15 protein-coding genes are annotated in these 15,896 nt (G+C 62.3%); 6 read left to right on the top strand and 9 right to left on the bottom strand.

The window, feature by feature from the left end; genetic code table 11:
* Window positions 1-156 precede the first annotated feature (156 nt).
* Window positions 157-1,290 (bottom strand): sensor histidine kinase, encoded by a 1,134-nt coding sequence (locus ABD837_RS23030; RefSeq protein WP_345059297.1) that lies wholly within the window; start codon window positions 1,288-1,290, stop codon window positions 157-159.
* Window positions 1,291-1,481: 191 nt separating this feature from the next.
* Complete coding sequence (locus ABD837_RS23035) at window positions 1,482-2,189, bottom strand: hypothetical protein (protein ID WP_345059299.1); 708 nt, start codon at window positions 2,187-2,189, stop codon at window positions 1,482-1,484.
* A 261-nt stretch (window positions 2,190-2,450) separates the two neighbouring features.
* Here ABD837_RS23035 and ABD837_RS23040 point away from each other — a divergent pair, with 261 nt between their 5' ends.
* From ABD837_RS23040 to ABD837_RS23050, 3 genes are all read left to right on the top strand, one after another.
* Entirely contained in the window at window positions 2,451-3,137 is a 687-nt protein-coding gene (locus ABD837_RS23040) for an outer membrane beta-barrel protein (RefSeq protein WP_345059301.1), read from the top strand.
* Between the two features lie 103 nt (window positions 3,138-3,240).
* Window positions 3,241-3,927: an outer membrane beta-barrel protein gene (locus ABD837_RS23045; protein WP_345059303.1), complete on the top strand. Its 687-nt coding sequence runs from the start codon at window positions 3,241-3,243 to the stop codon at window positions 3,925-3,927.
* 105 nt (window positions 3,928-4,032) lie between these two features.
* Entirely contained in the window at window positions 4,033-4,737 is a 705-nt protein-coding gene (locus ABD837_RS23050) for an outer membrane beta-barrel protein (protein WP_345059305.1), read from the top strand.
* Between the two features lie 60 nt (window positions 4,738-4,797).
* Here ABD837_RS23050 and ABD837_RS23055 read toward each other — a convergent pair whose 3' ends face one another.
* Window positions 4,798-5,130 (bottom strand): dihydrofolate reductase family protein, encoded by a 333-nt coding sequence (locus ABD837_RS23055; protein WP_345059306.1) that lies wholly within the window; start codon window positions 5,128-5,130, stop codon window positions 4,798-4,800.
* Window positions 5,131-5,239: 109 nt separating this feature from the next.
* Between ABD837_RS23055 and ABD837_RS23060 the strand changes: the two genes are divergently transcribed.
* Window positions 5,240-6,112, top strand: a complete 873-nt coding sequence (locus ABD837_RS23060) for a hypothetical protein (protein WP_345059308.1) — start codon at window positions 5,240-5,242, stop codon at window positions 6,110-6,112.
* Window positions 6,113-6,263: 151 nt separating this feature from the next.
* Here ABD837_RS23060 and ABD837_RS23065 read toward each other — a convergent pair whose 3' ends face one another.
* Window positions 6,264-8,504: a TonB-dependent receptor gene (locus ABD837_RS23065; RefSeq protein WP_345059310.1), complete on the bottom strand. Its 2,241-nt coding sequence runs from the start codon at window positions 8,502-8,504 to the stop codon at window positions 6,264-6,266.
* 171 nt (window positions 8,505-8,675) lie between these two features.
* Here ABD837_RS23065 and ABD837_RS23070 point away from each other — a divergent pair, with 171 nt between their 5' ends.
* A complete protein-coding gene (locus ABD837_RS23070; protein ID WP_345059312.1) occupies window positions 8,676-9,266 on the top strand; it encodes a Riean_0653 family protein in 591 nt (196 codons plus the stop codon).
* A gap of 57 nt (window positions 9,267-9,323) precedes the next feature.
* Here ABD837_RS23070 and ABD837_RS23075 read toward each other — a convergent pair whose 3' ends face one another.
* The 5 genes from ABD837_RS23075 to ABD837_RS23095 form a co-directional block, all read right to left on the bottom strand.
* A complete protein-coding gene (locus ABD837_RS23075; RefSeq protein WP_345059315.1) occupies window positions 9,324-10,220 on the bottom strand; it encodes a formylglycine-generating enzyme family protein in 897 nt (298 codons plus the stop codon).
* Between the two features lie 9 nt (window positions 10,221-10,229).
* Window positions 10,230-10,412 (bottom strand): hypothetical protein, encoded by a 183-nt coding sequence (locus tag ABD837_RS23080; RefSeq protein WP_345059316.1) that lies wholly within the window; start codon window positions 10,410-10,412, stop codon window positions 10,230-10,232.
* Window positions 10,413-10,440: 28 nt separating this feature from the next.
* Window positions 10,441-11,166, bottom strand: a complete 726-nt coding sequence (locus tag ABD837_RS23085; protein WP_345059318.1) for a class I SAM-dependent methyltransferase — start codon at window positions 11,164-11,166, stop codon at window positions 10,441-10,443.
* Between the two features lie 219 nt (window positions 11,167-11,385).
* The gene (locus tag ABD837_RS23090; protein ID WP_345059320.1) at window positions 11,386-12,312 is read right to left on the bottom strand and encodes a DMT family transporter; all 927 of its coding nucleotides are present in this window, start codon (window positions 12,310-12,312) and stop codon (window positions 11,386-11,388) included.
* Window positions 12,313-12,388: 76 nt separating this feature from the next.
* Window positions 12,389-14,680, bottom strand: a complete 2,292-nt coding sequence (locus ABD837_RS23095) for an aconitate hydratase (protein WP_345059322.1) — start codon at window positions 14,678-14,680, stop codon at window positions 12,389-12,391.
* 229 nt (window positions 14,681-14,909) lie between these two features.
* On the opposite strand from ABD837_RS23095, the gene ABD837_RS23100 reads away from it, so the two are divergent.
* Window positions 14,910-15,788: a hypothetical protein gene (locus ABD837_RS23100; protein ID WP_345059324.1), complete on the top strand. Its 879-nt coding sequence runs from the start codon at window positions 14,910-14,912 to the stop codon at window positions 15,786-15,788.
* The last annotated feature ends 108 nt before the right edge of the window (window positions 15,789-15,896 follow it).

Consider the following 15,896-nt stretch of genomic DNA (forward strand, 5'->3'; position numbering starts at 1 on the left):
CATTGTTTTCGGATGCAGAAAAAAGAACGTCATGCTGAGCGCAGTCGAAGCATCTCGCGTGCAATAGTAATTCAATCGTTAAAAAAACGGGTTACTACCCCACGCCAGATGCTTCGGCAAATTCAGCATGACGTTCTTTTGACTCTGAATATTCCCTCACAGCATCAGCAGCGGCAGCGTCACCACGAACTCGCCCTGCTCCTCGCCAATGGCCAGCGGCTTGTCCGTCAAGAAAGCGTAGCGGGCGGCCAGGTTGGCCAGGCCGCGGCCCGACGACTCGCCCGGGGCCAGCCGGCGCGGGCGGCGGGTGTTGCGCACGGTCAGGGTGTGGGCGGCTGGGTCGAGGGTGACGTGCAGGCGCAGTGGGTCGTTTTGGTAGGCGGCGTTGTGTTTGAGCACGTTTTCGAGCAGCAGCTGCAGGGCCAGCGGCGGCACGTAGTACCCGGCCACGGCGGTGGGCGGCAGGTCCATTTCCACGGCCAGGGCGTTGCCGAGGCGGGTTTGCTGGAGGTAGAGGTAGCTTTCGGCGAATTTCAGCTCGTCGGCCAGCGGCACCAGCTCCTGGCTTTCACTGTCGAGCACGTAGCGGTACACCTGGCTCAGCTGCCGGATGAAACGCACCGCCCGGGCCGGGTCGTTTTCCTCTACCAAGCTGGTCAGCGCGTTCAGCGAGTTGAACAGAAAGTGCGGGTCGACCTGCCGACGCAGCGAGTCGAGGCGCGCCACGGCCGTTTCCTTTTCGAGGCGCTCGACGCGCACCGTGGCCTCGCGCCAGCCCAGCAGAAAGGAGCGCGAGTGCATGAACAGCGAAATAATTACCGTTATCACCAGCGGTACCACCATCTGCCGCAACGCGTTTTCGTGGAAGACGTAGCTTGGCGGCCGATGCCACAGCAGCACCGCAATGGCCTCGCCCATTAGCATAATCACGGCCAGCGAGGCCAGCAGCGACGCCCCTACCGTAAGCAAGAGGCGGCGAACGGGCCGCTCGGTCCAGCCCATGCGTCGGTTCAGCCAGTCGGTGGTGTAGCCGTTGGCCAGCCACAGGCCCACGAAATAAGCCAGCGATATCGCGAAGCTGATGGCGTAGTTGATGGGGTGCAGCCAGGGTTGGGCCTCGTTGGAGAACGCGAAGCCGACCGTGCCCAGCAGTATCCACCAGCGTTGCTTCCAGATGCTGCGCAGCTGCGAGGGCTCGACGGTTGTCACCCAGGGCCGGGCCGGGCCGGCGTTGGAAACAGGAATAGCAGAACGGGACAGGGCCACGGCGGTAGGCAGGAATGTTTCCATCAAAGTAAGCGGCTGGGGGTAGAATCGGGAGCTAATCGAACGGCAAAGCGGGTAAAATGAACGGTCATGCTGAGCTTGCCGAAGCATCTTTACCGCAGCAGTAATCCGGTCGATTGGATTGCGTTGCGCGGCAGAGATGCTTCGACTGCGCTCAGCATGACGTTCCCATGTCACGACGCACCTCCTACCTGCTACTTCGCGGCCGTGGCGGGCGTTTCGTACTGCTTCAGGCGGCCCTGGAGCTGGCGCTGGCCCCAGTTAGGTGCCAGTGGGCCGGCCGGTACGAATGCCGCGAATTTGTCCTGAGCCTTTTCGAAAAGCGGCTTGGCGGCAACGGCCCCGCCGCCAAACATTTTGGGCGTGAAGAATACGTTGTTGGCTTCGATGAGGTAGGGGCGCGGGTTAGCGGGGTTCAGGGCCTGGGCTTTGGCAACGGCTTCACCCACCAGCTCGGAGTATTTCTGTGAGCGCATCATGGGCGAGATGCCCAGGCGGGCCTGGTGGGCGTAGGCCTGCAGGGCGAGCAGCTCCGATTCGTCGCCGTGCAGCTGGCGGGCCTTGGCCAGGGCCGCTTCGGCCTGGTCGAGGGTTTTGTCTTTGGCGTCGCCGTCTTCCTTGCTCTGGAATACACTGATGACAAGGGCGTAAGCCTGGTAGTAGCGGGGCAGCCAGTCGGCGGGAGCCACGGTGGCGGCGCGCTCCAGCTTGGCAGCCACCGCCTTGAGAACCACTGGGTCCCCGGTGCTCATCAGCTCGGTGATGGTGGCGGTCATCATGGTGGTGTACGCATCGGCAGGCGCTGCGGCAGCGGCATTTGTCGCCGGAGCAGCGGGTTGCGCCTGGACACTGGCGGCGAGCGAAGCAGCGGCGAACGCGAGGGTGAGAACGAGGGTTTTCATGGTTGAAAAGGGGTTAGGAGTGAAGATGAAGGCGTACTTGCCGTGGTTGATGATTCAAAGGTGGCAGCGGCCTGGGCCGTCCGAAAACGCTTGCGACCGAAGCGTCAGATGAAGCGGATGAAGTGTCGGGACCGGGCGACCGACAAGTTGCTGGCAACGACGGTTCAGCGCCCGGACGGGCAGCTTTTTTGACGCTTCGTGCAACGCTCGGGTGCTCCAATGCATCCTACGGGCGTTCCTTTCCACATTTCCTGGCTTACCATGCGTGCCCTTTCTGTTGCTTTCGGCGGCTTGCTCCTCGCCGCGGCCCTGCCTGCCCTCGCCCAAACCACTCCCGCCGAAACGCCGCCCGCGCCCCGCTACTACGTCGGCCTGGGGGCCTACCACAGCAACTTCCAGAACCTAAGCAGCTGGCGGCAGGGCGATACCGGCTTCCGGGTACCGGTGCAGCTGGTAGCCGGCTACCAGCTGCGCCCCCGCTTAGCCCTGGAGCTGGGCGTGGCCTACAGCGGCCGCACTGCCAACTACGCCTACGATGCCTACTTCTATAATGCCGCGGGCTTGGCCTACCACAGCCAATATTCAAGTACCACCACCGAGCGCATCACCTCGGTTTCGGCCCTGGCCCGCTACACGCTCACGCGCCAGCCAGCCCACCGCCTGCAGGTAGATGCGCTGGGCGGCTTCACGCTGGTACACCGCAACGGCTACTCCCGCGGTGCCGAAACCACCGACGCTTCCGGCACACTCGAAACAACGCCCTTTACCTACCACCGCTCCGCCAACGACCTGCTCCTGACAGTGGGCCTGGGCCTGCGCTACCGCCTTACCCCCCGTTTCGAGCTCGACTTCGACCTCACCACCAACCGCAACCTCAGCCATCCGGATACTTACAACGGCTACACCGGCGGCGCGGCGCTGGGGCTGCGCTACCGGTTCGGACGGTAGCAGCCGGACTTGCCGGCGTGGTTTCATTTTTTGAAGCCGATTGCAACACTGAAACGGACATTTGCATCCTCCTAACATTCCATTCCGCTTTTCCTCGCGTCCCATGCGTGCCCTTTCCCTCGCCCTCGGCGGCTTGCTCCTCGGCGCTGCCCTGCCCGCCCTCGCCCAAACTACTCCCGCCGAAAAGCCGGCAACGCCCCGCTACTACGTCGGCCTCGGGGCCTACAGCAGCTATTACAATAAGTTCGGCCGGCCGTACGGCACCACTGGTTTTCCAGTGCCGGTGCAGCTCACGGTGGGCTACCAGCTCAGCCCGCGCCTGGCGGTGCAGGTGGGCGTGGCCTACAGTGGCCACAGCTATACCTATAATAACTCCAATCAGCAGTCTTCCCCTTCGTATGTTCCCTATTCCATCGAGGGGAAAAATACCCAGCGCCTGACGTCAGTAACGGTGCTGGCTCGCTACGGACTTACGCAACAGGCGGCGCACCGACTGCAATTTGATGCCCTGGGGGGCTTTGGCCTCGAGCATTCTTCCTATCGCGGGCGCGGCACCCAGACCGACGGCTTCTCGGGCACGCTCCAAACCTCTACCTACGACTACACCACTGTCCGAAACACCTTGCTGCTCACCGCCGGCCTGGGTGCCAGCTACCGACTGAGCCCCTGTTTCGAGCTCACCAGCGACTTCACCGTGAACCGGGCTCTGAACAACATAGACCCCGTCTATACCGGCCCGGCCCTCACCGGGGCTGCTGCGGTGGGCCTGCGCTACCGGTTTGGGCACTAATACCCGGGCTTTCCGGCGTGGTTTTCATTTTTGAAGCCGATTGCAACGCTGAGCCAGCCATTTGCCTCCTCCTGACATTCCATTCCACTTTTTTTCTCGCAACGCATGCGCACCCTTTCCCTCGCCCTCGGCGGCCTACTCCTCACCGCGGCCCTCCCCGCCCTCGCCCAAACCACTCCCGCCGAAACCACGACCACGCCCCGCTACTACGTGGGCCTGGGGGCCTACAGCAGCTACTACCAGCGGCTCGGCGGTACTTCGCTGGGCTACGACAACAGCTTCCGCATGCCGGTGCAGCTCACGGCTGGCTACCAGCTTAGCCCGCGCTTGGCGGTACAGGTGGGCGTAGCGTACAGCGGCAACACTTCGCACTACGGCGAGAGCATTGTGTACAGCACCCCCACGCCAAACACGCCCTCGCCTTATTACAACACCGAAGGCGTCTTCACCCAGCGGCTGGCTTCCATTTCTACCTTGGCCCGCTACACCCTCACGGCCAACCCGGCCCGCCGCCTGCAGTTTGATGCGTTGGGAGGTTTCACCTTCGAGCACGCCAACAGTGCCAACAAGGGCTCCCGCACCGACAGCTTCCAGGGTACTACAACCACTTCCACCTACAACAACCACTACAGTCGTAACGCGCTGCTGCTCACCGGTGGCGTGGGAGCCCGCTACCGCATGAGTCGCCGCTTCGAGCTGACCTACGACTTCACCGTGAACAAGAACCTGACCGAGGGGTCGGGCCCTTACAGCGACAACGTGCTCACCACTAGTCAGGCCCTTGGTCTTCGCTACCGCTTTGGGCGGTAATCGCACCTTGGTTTATGGCACAGCAAAAAGCGGCCGCTCCTAGATGGGACGGCCGCTTTTTTATGACCGGGCTGTTTGTTTCGCTCTTCCTGTAGTGAGCAGGCCGGGGCCGTTGGTGGACTTGACAGCACGAATACCTTCTAGGCTGTCGGGCCGGTGAGTCGCTACGTAATCTGTGGCTGCGTTCAGCCCGTTGGCCATCGGACCATCCGCCACCGTCGGCCAGAAGCCCGACCAGGCATCGTAGGTGCGGCGGCCCAGTAGCAAATCGATATGGCTGCCGCAGAGCTCGACTAGGGCCGCTAAGCCCGCCGGCGTGCGGCGGGGCGTCGTCCAGTTGCCGGGCGCGAAGCCGTCGGCATCGTCGGGCGATGCCACGCACGGGCTCGCCACCCGTGCAGGATAGCAGGCATCCCTTCCAGTGGCAGTAAGGCGGCGTTACGGAGCTGAGCAGGCATCGGACAAGCAACGCTCGTACCTTCCGCCTTTTCTGCGCCCTTCCATGCCCTTTCCCGTTTCGTACCGTTTGCCCGCCGTAGCCCTGAGCTTACTGCTGGCCGGCTGCTCCTCGCCTACCGAGGATGCGCCCACTACTACCACCGGCCCGCCCCGCCCGCCCCGCGCGGCAGCTGCCAAGCCCTTCGTGGGCACCATCCTACTGGTAGAGCACCGCTACGTGCTGGGCATCCGCACCACCACGTTCGTTACGCTCACCTTCGACGGCCCCCGGCTGCGGCGCGATATCCGCACCGGCAGTTTCGCCGATTCCACCGAGCGGTACGGCATCATCGCCGACCTGCGCACCGACAGCGTGACCTACTACGTGCAGGATGCCACCCGCAATGCCCACTACCGCATGGCCCGCCCCGCCTACCTGGCCCGCGTGGCCGCCAACGAACCCATCTTCTCCCCGCTTACGGACCGCAAACCCTACAGCACCATTTTCGAGCCCGTTCCGCTAAACTCCCCCGCCCTACACAGCACGGCGGTGGCAGGCCCCGCCCTGCGCCGCCTCAGCAGCTTTCAGGCCGTGCTGTTTATGCTGCCCGACCTCACGCGCTGCGATGCCTTCTACTCCGAGCAGGTGCGGGTATCGAAGGCGGCAGTGGCCTGCATCGTGCACCACTCGCCGGCTGCGCTGCCCACCCTGGCGCTGGGCGTGCGCTATACCCCAACGCCGCAGCCCACTTCCACTGGCTTGCTCGACCGGATGCACCACCGCCTAAGCAACCTGTTCTCGCAGGACACCGAGCTTGAGTCGTTCGAGCCCACAGCATCGGAAGATGCCTTCGACCTGCCCGCCGGCTCAACCAACAACCTGGAGGAAATGATGACGGCGGCATCCAACTCGTCGCACCATCACCACCATCATTAGAGCAATTTCGCGGTGAATGTACCTGTTGAACAATGTAGGGGCGGGGTCGTACCCGGTAGGGCTTGCCCCCGCCCCTACATCCACTGATTCCGAAACGGCATTAACAACGTTGAACGCACCCCTCCCCACCGGGGAGGGGCTGGGGGCGGGGTCAGTCCGGCCGCTTCTCCAAATCCACTTTCGTGGTCTTGTTAATTGAGATGAACACGCCCAGAAACAGCATGCGCGGCGCGGGCGGCAGCACGGCGGCACTGCGGTACTGGCCGCCGGCATCAGCCGCGCTGGCAAAGGTGTAGCCGTAGATATTCTGGCGATTCAGCACGTTGCTGGCCGAGAGGTAAACGATGGTGTACTGCTTGAACCAGTGGGTGAGGTAGCTCACGTTCAGGCTCAGGTCCTGGTAGGCGGGCAGGGCAGCCTGGTTGTAGCCGGGCAGGTTGGGGTCGTAGTAGCGGCGGCCGGTGCCGTAGCTGTAGGTGAAACCGAACTGGGTGTGGATTTTGGCCACGTAGTACTTGCCTACCACGCTCAGGTTGTGCCGGGCGGCAAAGGTGGGGATGGCCGCCACGGGGTCGGCCCGGTACTGGCGGCGGGTATCCAGCAAGCCGTAGCTAATCCAGTAATCGGCCATTTTGAAGGTGCTGCGGTCCCGAAACAGCACGTCGAGGCCCCGGGCGTAGCCGCTGCCGACGTTCTGGTAGCCGGCCGGGTTGAAGAGGTTGGTACGGTCGTAGGTCACGAGCTGGCGGTAGTTTTTCTGGTACAGCTCACCGCGCAGGGTGCGGTTGTTCACGGTGCGCTCAAACAACAAGCTGTAGTGCTCGGCCCGCTCGAAATTGAGGGCGTGGCTGACGCGCAGCAAATCGGTAGTGGGCGTTTGGTAGAAGTAGCCCCAGGCCGCCGAAAGCTGGCTGTGCTCGCCGGTTTTGTAGGCCATGCCCAGGCGGGGTGCGGCGTTGAACTGGCGCAGCAGTGCCGAATACTCGGCCCGCCCACCCATGCGAGCGGCCAGGCGGCGGCTCAGCACCAGCTCGCTTTCCACGAAGCCGGCGCCGCGCTGCTCATCCACGGCCAGGGCCAGCGTGGGGGCTTCGGCGGTGGGCTGGTACTGCTGGCGGTAGCGCTGCGCATAGCCTTCGAGGCCCATTTTGAGGTTGAACCAGGTGCTGGCCGAGTCGTTGGTGAGCACCAGCCGGGCCACAGCCGACTGGTCGAGGTCGCGCACCGACTGCACGTCGGGGCTGATGCGGTTGTCGTCCACGGTCAGGGCCAGGCCGGTGTTCAGGCTCCAGCCACGCCGCAATGGGGCCCGATAGGTGGCGTTGAGGTAGGCGTTGTCGTTGGCCAGCGTTACGGGGTGGCCGTCGGCGGCGTAGGTGGGGTTGGCGTCGGGCTGGCGCAGGGCCAGGCGCTGGCGGCTGTAGGTACTATATATTTTCAGCATGCCGGCCTCACCTACTTTGTGGGCCACTTTCAGCGAGCCACCGAGAGCCAGCGGGGCCTTGTCCCAGCCCAGGTTCTGGGGCACTAGGTTGTAGTAGGGAGCCAGGTTGGTATAGTCGGCACTCACAGCTACCGAGGTGCGCTCCCAACGCTTGGTACGCCCGAGGCTTGCCCCCACGCTCATCAGCGACACGCTGGACTGCGTTTCGGGGGCCAAATCGGTCGAGTTCTGTACCACCACGGCGCTCAGGGCCTGCCCGTACTCAGCCGAGTAGCCACCCGTGCTAAAAACCAGTCCTTTGAACAGAAAGGGGGAAAACCGGCCCCGCGAGGCCACGTTGGGTACCGCGCCGCCGTACGGCGTCTGCACGGGCAGGCCATCGATGTAGTACTTGGTTTCTGAAGCTGCCCCGCCGCGCACGAACAGCTTGCCGTCCTCGCCCACCCGCGTGGTGCCGGGCAGCGCATTCAGGGCGCCGGCTACGTCGCCGAGCGCGCCGGCCGTGGTCACAATGTCGAGGGGCTTGAGCAGGGTGCCACGCTTGGTGTCGCTGGCTTCGAAAGCCCCGGCCGTCACCACCACGTCGCCGAGGGCGGCGGGGTTGGCCTTTAGCCGGATGTTGGGCAGGGCCACGGAGCCTTCGCCCAGGCTCACCAGCAGCTCCTGCGGCACGTAGCCGATGAAGCTCACCACCAGCACGGCCGGGCCAGCAGCGCGGTCGGTGCGGAAATCGAAGCGGCCCAGCGAGTCGGTGCTGGCCCCGTCGAAAGTGGTTTTCAGAAACACGTTCACGCCCGGCAGGGGCTGGCCGGCAGCATCGCGCACAGTGCCATGCAGGCGGGTTAATGAAGTGGTGGTTTGGTGTGTCTTAGCAGACGGAGTGGTTTGGGCGAAAGAGGCGGGCGTGGCGCTCAGCAGCAGGAGCAGCGGAAGTAGTGAGGTTTTCATGGCAGTAGGCGTTTTGATGGCTCAAAGGTGCCCGTGCCCCTCCCCTGCGCTCAACTTCCCGTTGCCGAACCGTCGGATGAGGCGGACGAACCGTTAGAGCCGCCGATGAACCGGACGCAACCAATTGCCTCCTCAGACTATCTTGCTTCTGCCCCCTTTCCCTTTCCAGCCATGCGCTTCCGCACCTTTCTCACCTACCTCAGCCTGCTGCCACTAAGCGCTTGTACCCGCTCGTGCAACGACTACGACAACAACGAAGAGTTCGCGCAAGCCAAACTGCCGCCCTACACCGAAACCGGAGCCAATACGCTGGGCTGCGTGCTGGGGCCGCAGGTGTGGACGGTGCTGGGCAAGCATAGAGCCTACAGCATCGGCGGTGGCTGGGAGTCCAATCAATTAATAGTTGAAGGAGGTTATTCCATTCCGCGCACACTCCAGGTGCATGGTGGAATGACGGGCGTGCGCAATAGCAAGGAGTTTTACGACCGACGCCTTTACCTGGTGTTTCTTCCCTCCGACACATTAGGGGGCCTTCGCCTGCTCGGCGGCAGCAACACGAATGAGCGAGTGCGCGTCACCGATTTTATCACCGGACTGGACTATACCAGCATCAGCCGTCGCCCTGTTCGGTTGCTCGTCCGCAAGCTCAACCGGCAGCAGCGCATTGTGAGCGGCACTTTCGAAGGGATGCTCTACAGCGATAATACTGGGCAACACGATTCATTGGCCGTAGCCGATGGCCGCTTCGACGTTCGTTATTAACGGGTATCAGCAACTGACTTTGCTTACACGGTAGCCTCACGCAGACAACGCCAGCTGCTACTGCTTGACTCGCGCTTGCGCCACGCACACAGCCCGAAAGCCCACCGTGGCCGCGGGCCCGGCCACCTGCCCGCGCGCCCTGATGGTGCACGCCGCCAAGTCGTCGCGGTAGCTACCACCTTTGGTCAGGCCGCGCTCCTGCACCATTTCGGCCACGTTACCCAGCATTTGATAAAGCCCAAAGTCGTTGGGTGGGCCCTGGTACACGTAGCCCGGCGTGGCCAGTTTCAGGAAATAAGGCTCGGCCTGGGCATAGTTAATCCACGAGCGCGCCGGGTGCCGGCTGTTGTAGGCAGCAATGTCGGCCTTGATTTGCGCAACCGGCTTGGTACTACCCGACCGTTTTTGCAAATATGCCGCCGCTTTGGGTGCTACCTGCACCGGCAGTTCCAGGCAGGTGGTGCCATACGGCAAGCCACTGCGCACTTCGGCGGCTTCCTCCCATTCGGCCTCGGTGGGCAGGCGGTATTCTACGCTTTCGCCCGCAAAATCACTGCCTAGCTTCAGTTGTTTGTTTACTGCTTTGGTGCGCCACTGGCAGTACAGCACGGCCTGCTCGTAACGGATGCCCACCACCGGGTAGTAGGCGTAAAACGGGCTGGTGTAGTAGTCCGGCACGGGCAGTGCGGCCGGGTCGGGCAGCACCGCAGGCCGGATGTCGTTCGACGAAGAGTCGGCGGGAAACACGTCGGCCACAAACAGTCGCCAGTCGAGATTAGTAATTTCCGCTTCGTCGATTGCCAGGCCCGAGTGCGAGAAGTGCACTGCCCCCGGCCCCTCCACTAAGCCGTGCAAATGCCCCAGATTCGGCACCTGGAAGGTATCGCGGCAAAGCTTGGAACCAGGGCGAAGCTTCACCACCTCACTGTCAAGGAATGGGGCCGGGTTCGGCATGGGCGGGCTTTAGATGCTCACCACGTTGGGCGAGCCGGTGGGCTGCTCGGCAACGTAGGCCGCCGGCCCCAGGGGCAGGCCCGTAGCCGCACTGTAGTAACCAGTGCGCAGGCTGCTGGGCATAGTCGCGCAGCCTGAGAGCAGCAGCGCCAAGGGTCCGGCCAGCATCCAACGGTATCGCAGGTTGAACATCTTACCCTGGTTGGTGGAATATGGAGGTCTACACCTGCCCTTCGCCCACGCAGGTAACGCCAGCAACGCGGTTAGCGCGCGAAAATTTCATCTCCAGCGAATTCAGCCCCAGCAGCACCTTGTTCACTAGCGGGTTCATGGGCTTCATGTTGGAAGCTGCCTCGTGCTTGCGCAGGTTGCTGAGGCGGCGCACCGTCCAGACCAGCGGAAACAAGGCCCCGTAGAGGTAGTAGTTGCGAATGCGGCGGAAGCCGGCCTTTTGCAGCACCCCACTCAGCATTGGGATGTGGTAGCGGCGGTAGTGCTCCAGAAACACATCGTGCCCGCTCCAGAGCGACTGAAACGCCGGCACCGTGATGAAGAAGTGGTTGTTGTCGCCCACCGCCGACGCCTTCACGCGCTGCAGCATGGCCAGGTCATCGGGCAGGTGTTCCAGCACGTCCATCATAATGAACAGGCCGTCGGTAACATTCGTGGGCACGTCGTGCACCATCTCAATTTTAGCCCCGCGCGTCGGGGCCATTTCTTCCTCCGAGTAGCCGATATCCACCAGCCACACCTTGGCAATGGCCGCGCCCAGGGTCTTTTCCAGCTCGTAGGCAAAGAAGCCCGAGCCCGAGCCGATGTCAATAATCGTCAGCGGCTTGCCGGCTTTGGCCAGCTGCTGGGCGAAGCGCAGCAGCGGCAACTTCTTGCTCTGGTAGTACCAGTGCGTGTCGGGATTAACGCCGTTTTCGAGTTCTTTTAAATCCATCTGGTGTGCGCAAGGTGTGGCAAGTTAGGCATTCGGGCCCATGCGAAAAGCACCTTTCTGCTTTACGACTCCACAGCAACACGGTCGCCGTGCGCTTTGGCCTCCGTAATAACCAGAAAATGCAGGTTCGCCGCGCGGAGTCCCAAGCCCACGCTGCTGCTCCCATGTACCCGGCTCGCAAAACTGTTCTGAGAGCTGGCTAGACTTAGACGGTGCAATTTACCCGGCTGCTTCCTTACGCTTCCAGCTTAGCAGCAGCACACCCAGCACCACCAGAATAGTCCCGAAAATCTGCGCCACGAAAATCTTCTCGCCCAAAATGAAGTGGGCCTGCAAGATGGTCGAAACTGGTCCGATACCGCTGATGATGGCCACATTATTGGAGCCTATCCGTTTCAAGCCCTGCGATATCATAAACGACGGCAGCACGGTGGCAAATACCGCCAGCAGCAGCCCGTACACCCACAGCGCCTTCCCAGTGGCAAATACTTCGTGGTGGCCGGCGAGCGCGAAATGAATAAATATGCCAGTTGTGGCGGCCAGCATGGCGTAAGCCGTGAATTTATTGGCCCCAATTACTGGAATTATCTTGCCGCTGCCCGCAATATAAATGGAGTACGTAATGGCACAGACAAACACCAGGAAACTCCCCAAATACAGCCCTGGCTTGCTGGCATCAAACGCTATTTCCCCCACGTAGGCAATTAAAATACCGGTATATGTGAGCAGCAGCGCCCATTTTTGAATGCGGGTAATTCGCTGCTTGAATACAATAGCGTTGATGAATACCACGAAGCTGGGGTACAGAAACAGAATTAACCGCTCCAATCCGGCCGACACGTATTGCAAGCCGATAAAATCTAACAAGCTGCTCAGGTAGTAGCCCATAAGGCCCAGAAAAGTCACCAGCAGCCATTGCCGGGGTGTCATGCGCACGTTTGCCTTTTGGCCCGATACCAGAAAAGCGGCCACTACAAAAAAGGGCAGTGAGAATGCCATGCGCAGCGTCAGCAGGGTCAGCGCGTCGGTGTGCGTGGCCCCAAAGGCATGTTTGACAATAATGGCCTTGGTGGAAAATAAAACAGCTCCTAGCAGGGTGATGATAAATCCGGCAATGGGGATGGCGGGTCGGGAAGAACTAGTCATGAGTATTATAAAAACACAACGGCCACCCCAGTTTCCTGAGGCGGCCGTTGCTGCTTAAGCTGCTAATGCAACCCGCTTACTTCTGGGATAGCTGAGCTCCGCCGCTTTCCTTCAGGCGAATCAGGTTCAGGGCCGAGCCGGCCTTGAACCACTCAATCTGGCCTTCGTTGTACGTGTGGTTCAACGTAATCAGGTCGGTGTCGCCGTCGGCGTGGTGCAGGCGGGCCTGCAACGGGGTGCCTTCGGCGAAGGTGGTTAGGCCCAGGATGTCGATGGTATCGCCTTCCTCAATCAGGTCGTAATCGGCCTTGTTGGCGAAGGTGAGACCGAGCATGCCCTGCTTCTTCAGGTTGGTTTCGTGGATGCGGGCGAAGCTCTTCACAATCACGGCGCGCACGCCGAGGTGGCGGGGCTCCATGGCGGCGTGCTCGCGCGAGCTGCCTTCGCCGTAGTTCTCGTCGCCAATTACCACGGTCCCAATGCCCATGCTCTTGTAGGAGCGGGCCGACTGCGGCACGGTGGCGTAGTCGTCGCCCTGCACCGCGAAGTTGCGCACCTTGTTGGCCTCGCCGTTGAAGGCATTGGTGGCTCCGATGAGCATGTTATTCGAGATGTTATCCAGGTGGCCGCGGTACTTCAGCCACGGACCGGCCATCGAGATGTGGTCGGTGGTGCACTTGCCCTGGGCCTTGATGAGCAGGCGCAGGCCCGTCAAATCAGTGCCTTCCCAGGCCTTGAAGGGCTCGAGCAGCTCGAGGCGGTCCGACGATTGGCTCACCAGCACCTGCACGCCGCTGCCATCGGCGGCGGGCGCCTGGAAGCCGGCATCCTCTACGGCGAAGCCACGCGGGGGCATTTCCACGCCCACCGGCTCATCGAATTTCACGGGGCCGTTGGTGCCGGGCAGCGTGTCGGTGAGGGGGTTGAAGGTCAGGTCACCGGCAATGGCGAAGGCCGTCACGATTTCGGGCGAAGCCACAAAGGCGTGGGTGTTGGGGTTGCCGTCGTTGCGCTTGGCGAAGTTGCGGTTGAAGCTCGTGATGATGGAGTTACGACGCTTGGGGTCGTCGGTGTGGCGGGCCCACTGGCCGATGCACGGGCCGCAGGCGTTGGCGAGCACCACGCCGCCCATGTCGGCGAAGGTGTCGAGCAGGCCGTCGCGCTGCACGGTGTAGCGCACCAGCTCCGAGCCGGGAGTGATGGTGAACTCGGCGGCCACGGTCAGGCCCTTGTCCACGGCCTGCTTGGCGATGCTGGCGGCACGGGTGATGTCCTCGTAGCTCGAGTTGGTACACGAGCCAATGAGGCCCACTTCTAGCTTCTCGGGCCAGCCGTGCTCTTTAACAGCGGCGGCGAACTCCGAGATGGGCCAGGCGGCGTCCGGCGTGAACGGGCCGTTCACGTAGGGTTCCAGCGTGTTCAGGTCGATTTCGATGAGCTGGTCGTAGTATTTGGCCGGGTCGTTGTACACTTCCTCGTCGGCGCGCAGGTGCTGGCGCACGGCGGCGGCGGCTTCGGCAATCTCGGCGCGGCCGGTGCCGCGCAGGTAGTCGCCCATCTTCTCGTCGTAGGAGAACACCGACGTGGTCGCGCCAATTTCCGCGCCCATATTGCAGATGGTGCCTTTGCCGGTGCAGCTCAAGCTCTCGGCGCCGTCGCCGAAGTATTCCACGATAGCGCCGGTGCCGCCCTTCACGGTCAGGATACCGGCCACTTTCAGAATCACGTCTTTGGCCGACGTCCAGCCGCTCATCTTGCCGGTCAGCTTCACGCCAATCACCTTCGGAAATTTCAGCTCCCAGGCCATGCCGGCCATCACGTCCACGGCATCGGCACCGCCCACGCCGATGGCCACCATGCCCAAGCCGCCCGCGTTAGGGGTGTGCGAGTCGGTGCCAATCATCATGCCGCCGGGGAAGGCGTAGTTCTCGAGCACTACTTGGTGAATAATGCCGGCACCTGGCTTCCAAAAGCCCAGGCCGTATTTATTGGAAACCGAGGCCAGGAAGTCATACACTTCCTTGTTTTCGGAGTTAGCTTCGGCCAGGTCGGCGGTAGCGCCGTCTTTGGCCTGAATGAGGTGGTCGCAGTGCACGGTGCTTGGCACGGCGGCCGTGGGCTTGCCGGCCTGCATGAACTGGAGCAGCGCCATCTGGGCGGTGGCATCCTGCATGGCCACGCGGTCGGGGGCGAAATCGACGTAGGAAACGCCGCGCTCGTAGGCCTGCTTAACATCGCCACCGTAGAGGTGGGCGTAGAGGATTTTCTCGGTGAGGGTGAGCGGGCGCGCCACAGCGGCACGGGCCGCTTCGATGCGGGAACCCATGCCGGCGTACACGGCGCGAATCATTTCCAGGTCGAAAGCCATAGGATGCGAGGTAAATAGAGGGTGATGGCCGCAAAGGTAGTGCCCACGCGAAGTTGGACCTAGCCTAAAAAGGCGGTTATCGGGCTTAACGAAGGTTGGACGGGCGGCGTTGAGGTGAAGTGGCCTCATCCGGAGGATTAATGGCATTTAGGCGCGCCAGGCAGGTCCCAAAAACCGAGCGGAGCAGGACTGTGAAGGGTGGGTTTCCTTTCGGACATTTGCACTCGTCATGAAAGCATCTCCCCTCTACCTCTTCGCTGCGCTGGGCCTGAGCCTGGCTAGCTGCGACCCTTCCTCTTCTAAAAAAGGCGTCGTCCAGAACAGCAACACGGCCACAACTGACACCGGCAGTGGCCCTGCTGCTGCCGGTGCCGGCGCTGGTTCTTCGGCCGCAACTAAAACCACTGCCACCGCTCCGGCTGCCACGAAGGTCAGCAACGTTGCGCTGCCCGCCGGCCTTAAAGTCGGCCGGTGGCAGGCCTTCCTTCTTACCCAGCAGCATGCAGTGCATTTCGTTTTCGAAGTGGTTGTAGAGGATAATAAAGCCGTGGCCTACCTGGTGAATGAAGGGCCACAAGGCCAGGAGCGGCTGCGCTGCGACAAGGTGCGGGCCATTGGCGACTCGGCCACCATCAGCCTGCCCGGCACCGACGCGACCCTGACCGTGCACGCCAACGGGGATGAGCACCTGGCCGGCGCCTGGGCGATGCCGAATGGCAAAACATCCACCCGTATCGCCTTCAGCGCACTATATGGCGAGCTAAGCCCGCTGCGCCTGGATGCTACTACCCCCAATTTTGCGGGTACCTGGCGGGTCACATTCAAGGACGGCAGCGGCAAGACGCACGCCGCCACCCTGGTATGCGAGCAAAAGGGCGCCAAGCTGTTCGGTTCTTTGGATGCGCCTGGCAGTAGCTACCGCTACCTGTCGGGCGCAGCGCTGGCAAGCGGCCTGGGCCTTTCCAGCTTCGATGGCCGCACCGGCGTGTTGTTGCAGGCCCAGAAACTTGCCAACGGTACCCTGAGGGGCAATTTTTACTCCGGCAAGTCGAGGCATGAAACCTGGACGGCTGTGCCCGCCCAGCAAGCCGACTTCCCAAAGGACTAAATTAGCCGGCACCGGCAACTGCGCCGCAAGCAGAGCCGAGCAGGACCAGCGCCCGGCAACGACGCCCTTCTGCCTTGGGCAACCGCTAACCTATTCGGGCAGCGCGTG

This window comes from Hymenobacter glaciei (assembly GCF_039539585.1).
GTDB lineage: Bacteria > Bacteroidota > Bacteroidia > Cytophagales > Hymenobacteraceae > Hymenobacter > Hymenobacter glaciei.

Coding starts and splice junctions, on each gene's coding strand:
- ABD837_RS23095 (WP_345059322.1), bottom strand. CDS start 14,680: ATGGCTTTCGACCTGGAAATGATTCGCGCCGTGTACGCCGGCATGGGT.
- ABD837_RS23060 (WP_345059308.1), top strand. CDS start 5,240: ATGCCCTTTCCCGTTTCGTACCGTTTGCCCGCCGTAGCCCTGAGCTTA.
- ABD837_RS23090 (WP_345059320.1), bottom strand. CDS start 12,312: ATGACTAGTTCTTCCCGACCCGCCATCCCCATTGCCGGATTTATCATC.
- ABD837_RS23040 (WP_345059301.1), top strand. CDS start 2,451: ATGCGTGCCCTTTCTGTTGCTTTCGGCGGCTTGCTCCTCGCCGCGGCC.
- ABD837_RS23030 (WP_345059297.1), bottom strand. CDS start 1,290: ATGGAAACATTCCTGCCTACCGCCGTGGCCCTGTCCCGTTCTGCTATT.
- ABD837_RS23045 (WP_345059303.1), top strand. CDS start 3,241: ATGCGTGCCCTTTCCCTCGCCCTCGGCGGCTTGCTCCTCGGCGCTGCC.
- ABD837_RS23080 (WP_345059316.1), bottom strand. CDS start 10,412: ATGTTCAACCTGCGATACCGTTGGATGCTGGCCGGACCCTTGGCGCTG.
- ABD837_RS23100 (WP_345059324.1), top strand. CDS start 14,910: ATGAAAGCATCTCCCCTCTACCTCTTCGCTGCGCTGGGCCTGAGCCTG.
- ABD837_RS23035 (WP_345059299.1), bottom strand. CDS start 2,189: ATGAAAACCCTCGTTCTCACCCTCGCGTTCGCCGCTGCTTCGCTCGCC.
- ABD837_RS23075 (WP_345059315.1), bottom strand. CDS start 10,220: ATGCCGAACCCGGCCCCATTCCTTGACAGTGAGGTGGTGAAGCTTCGC.
- ABD837_RS23070 (WP_345059312.1), top strand. CDS start 8,676: ATGCGCTTCCGCACCTTTCTCACCTACCTCAGCCTGCTGCCACTAAGC.
- ABD837_RS23050 (WP_345059305.1), top strand. CDS start 4,033: ATGCGCACCCTTTCCCTCGCCCTCGGCGGCCTACTCCTCACCGCGGCC.
- ABD837_RS23085 (WP_345059318.1), bottom strand. CDS start 11,166: ATGGATTTAAAAGAACTCGAAAACGGCGTTAATCCCGACACGCACTGG.
- ABD837_RS23065 (WP_345059310.1), bottom strand. CDS start 8,504: ATGAAAACCTCACTACTTCCGCTGCTCCTGCTGCTGAGCGCCACGCCC.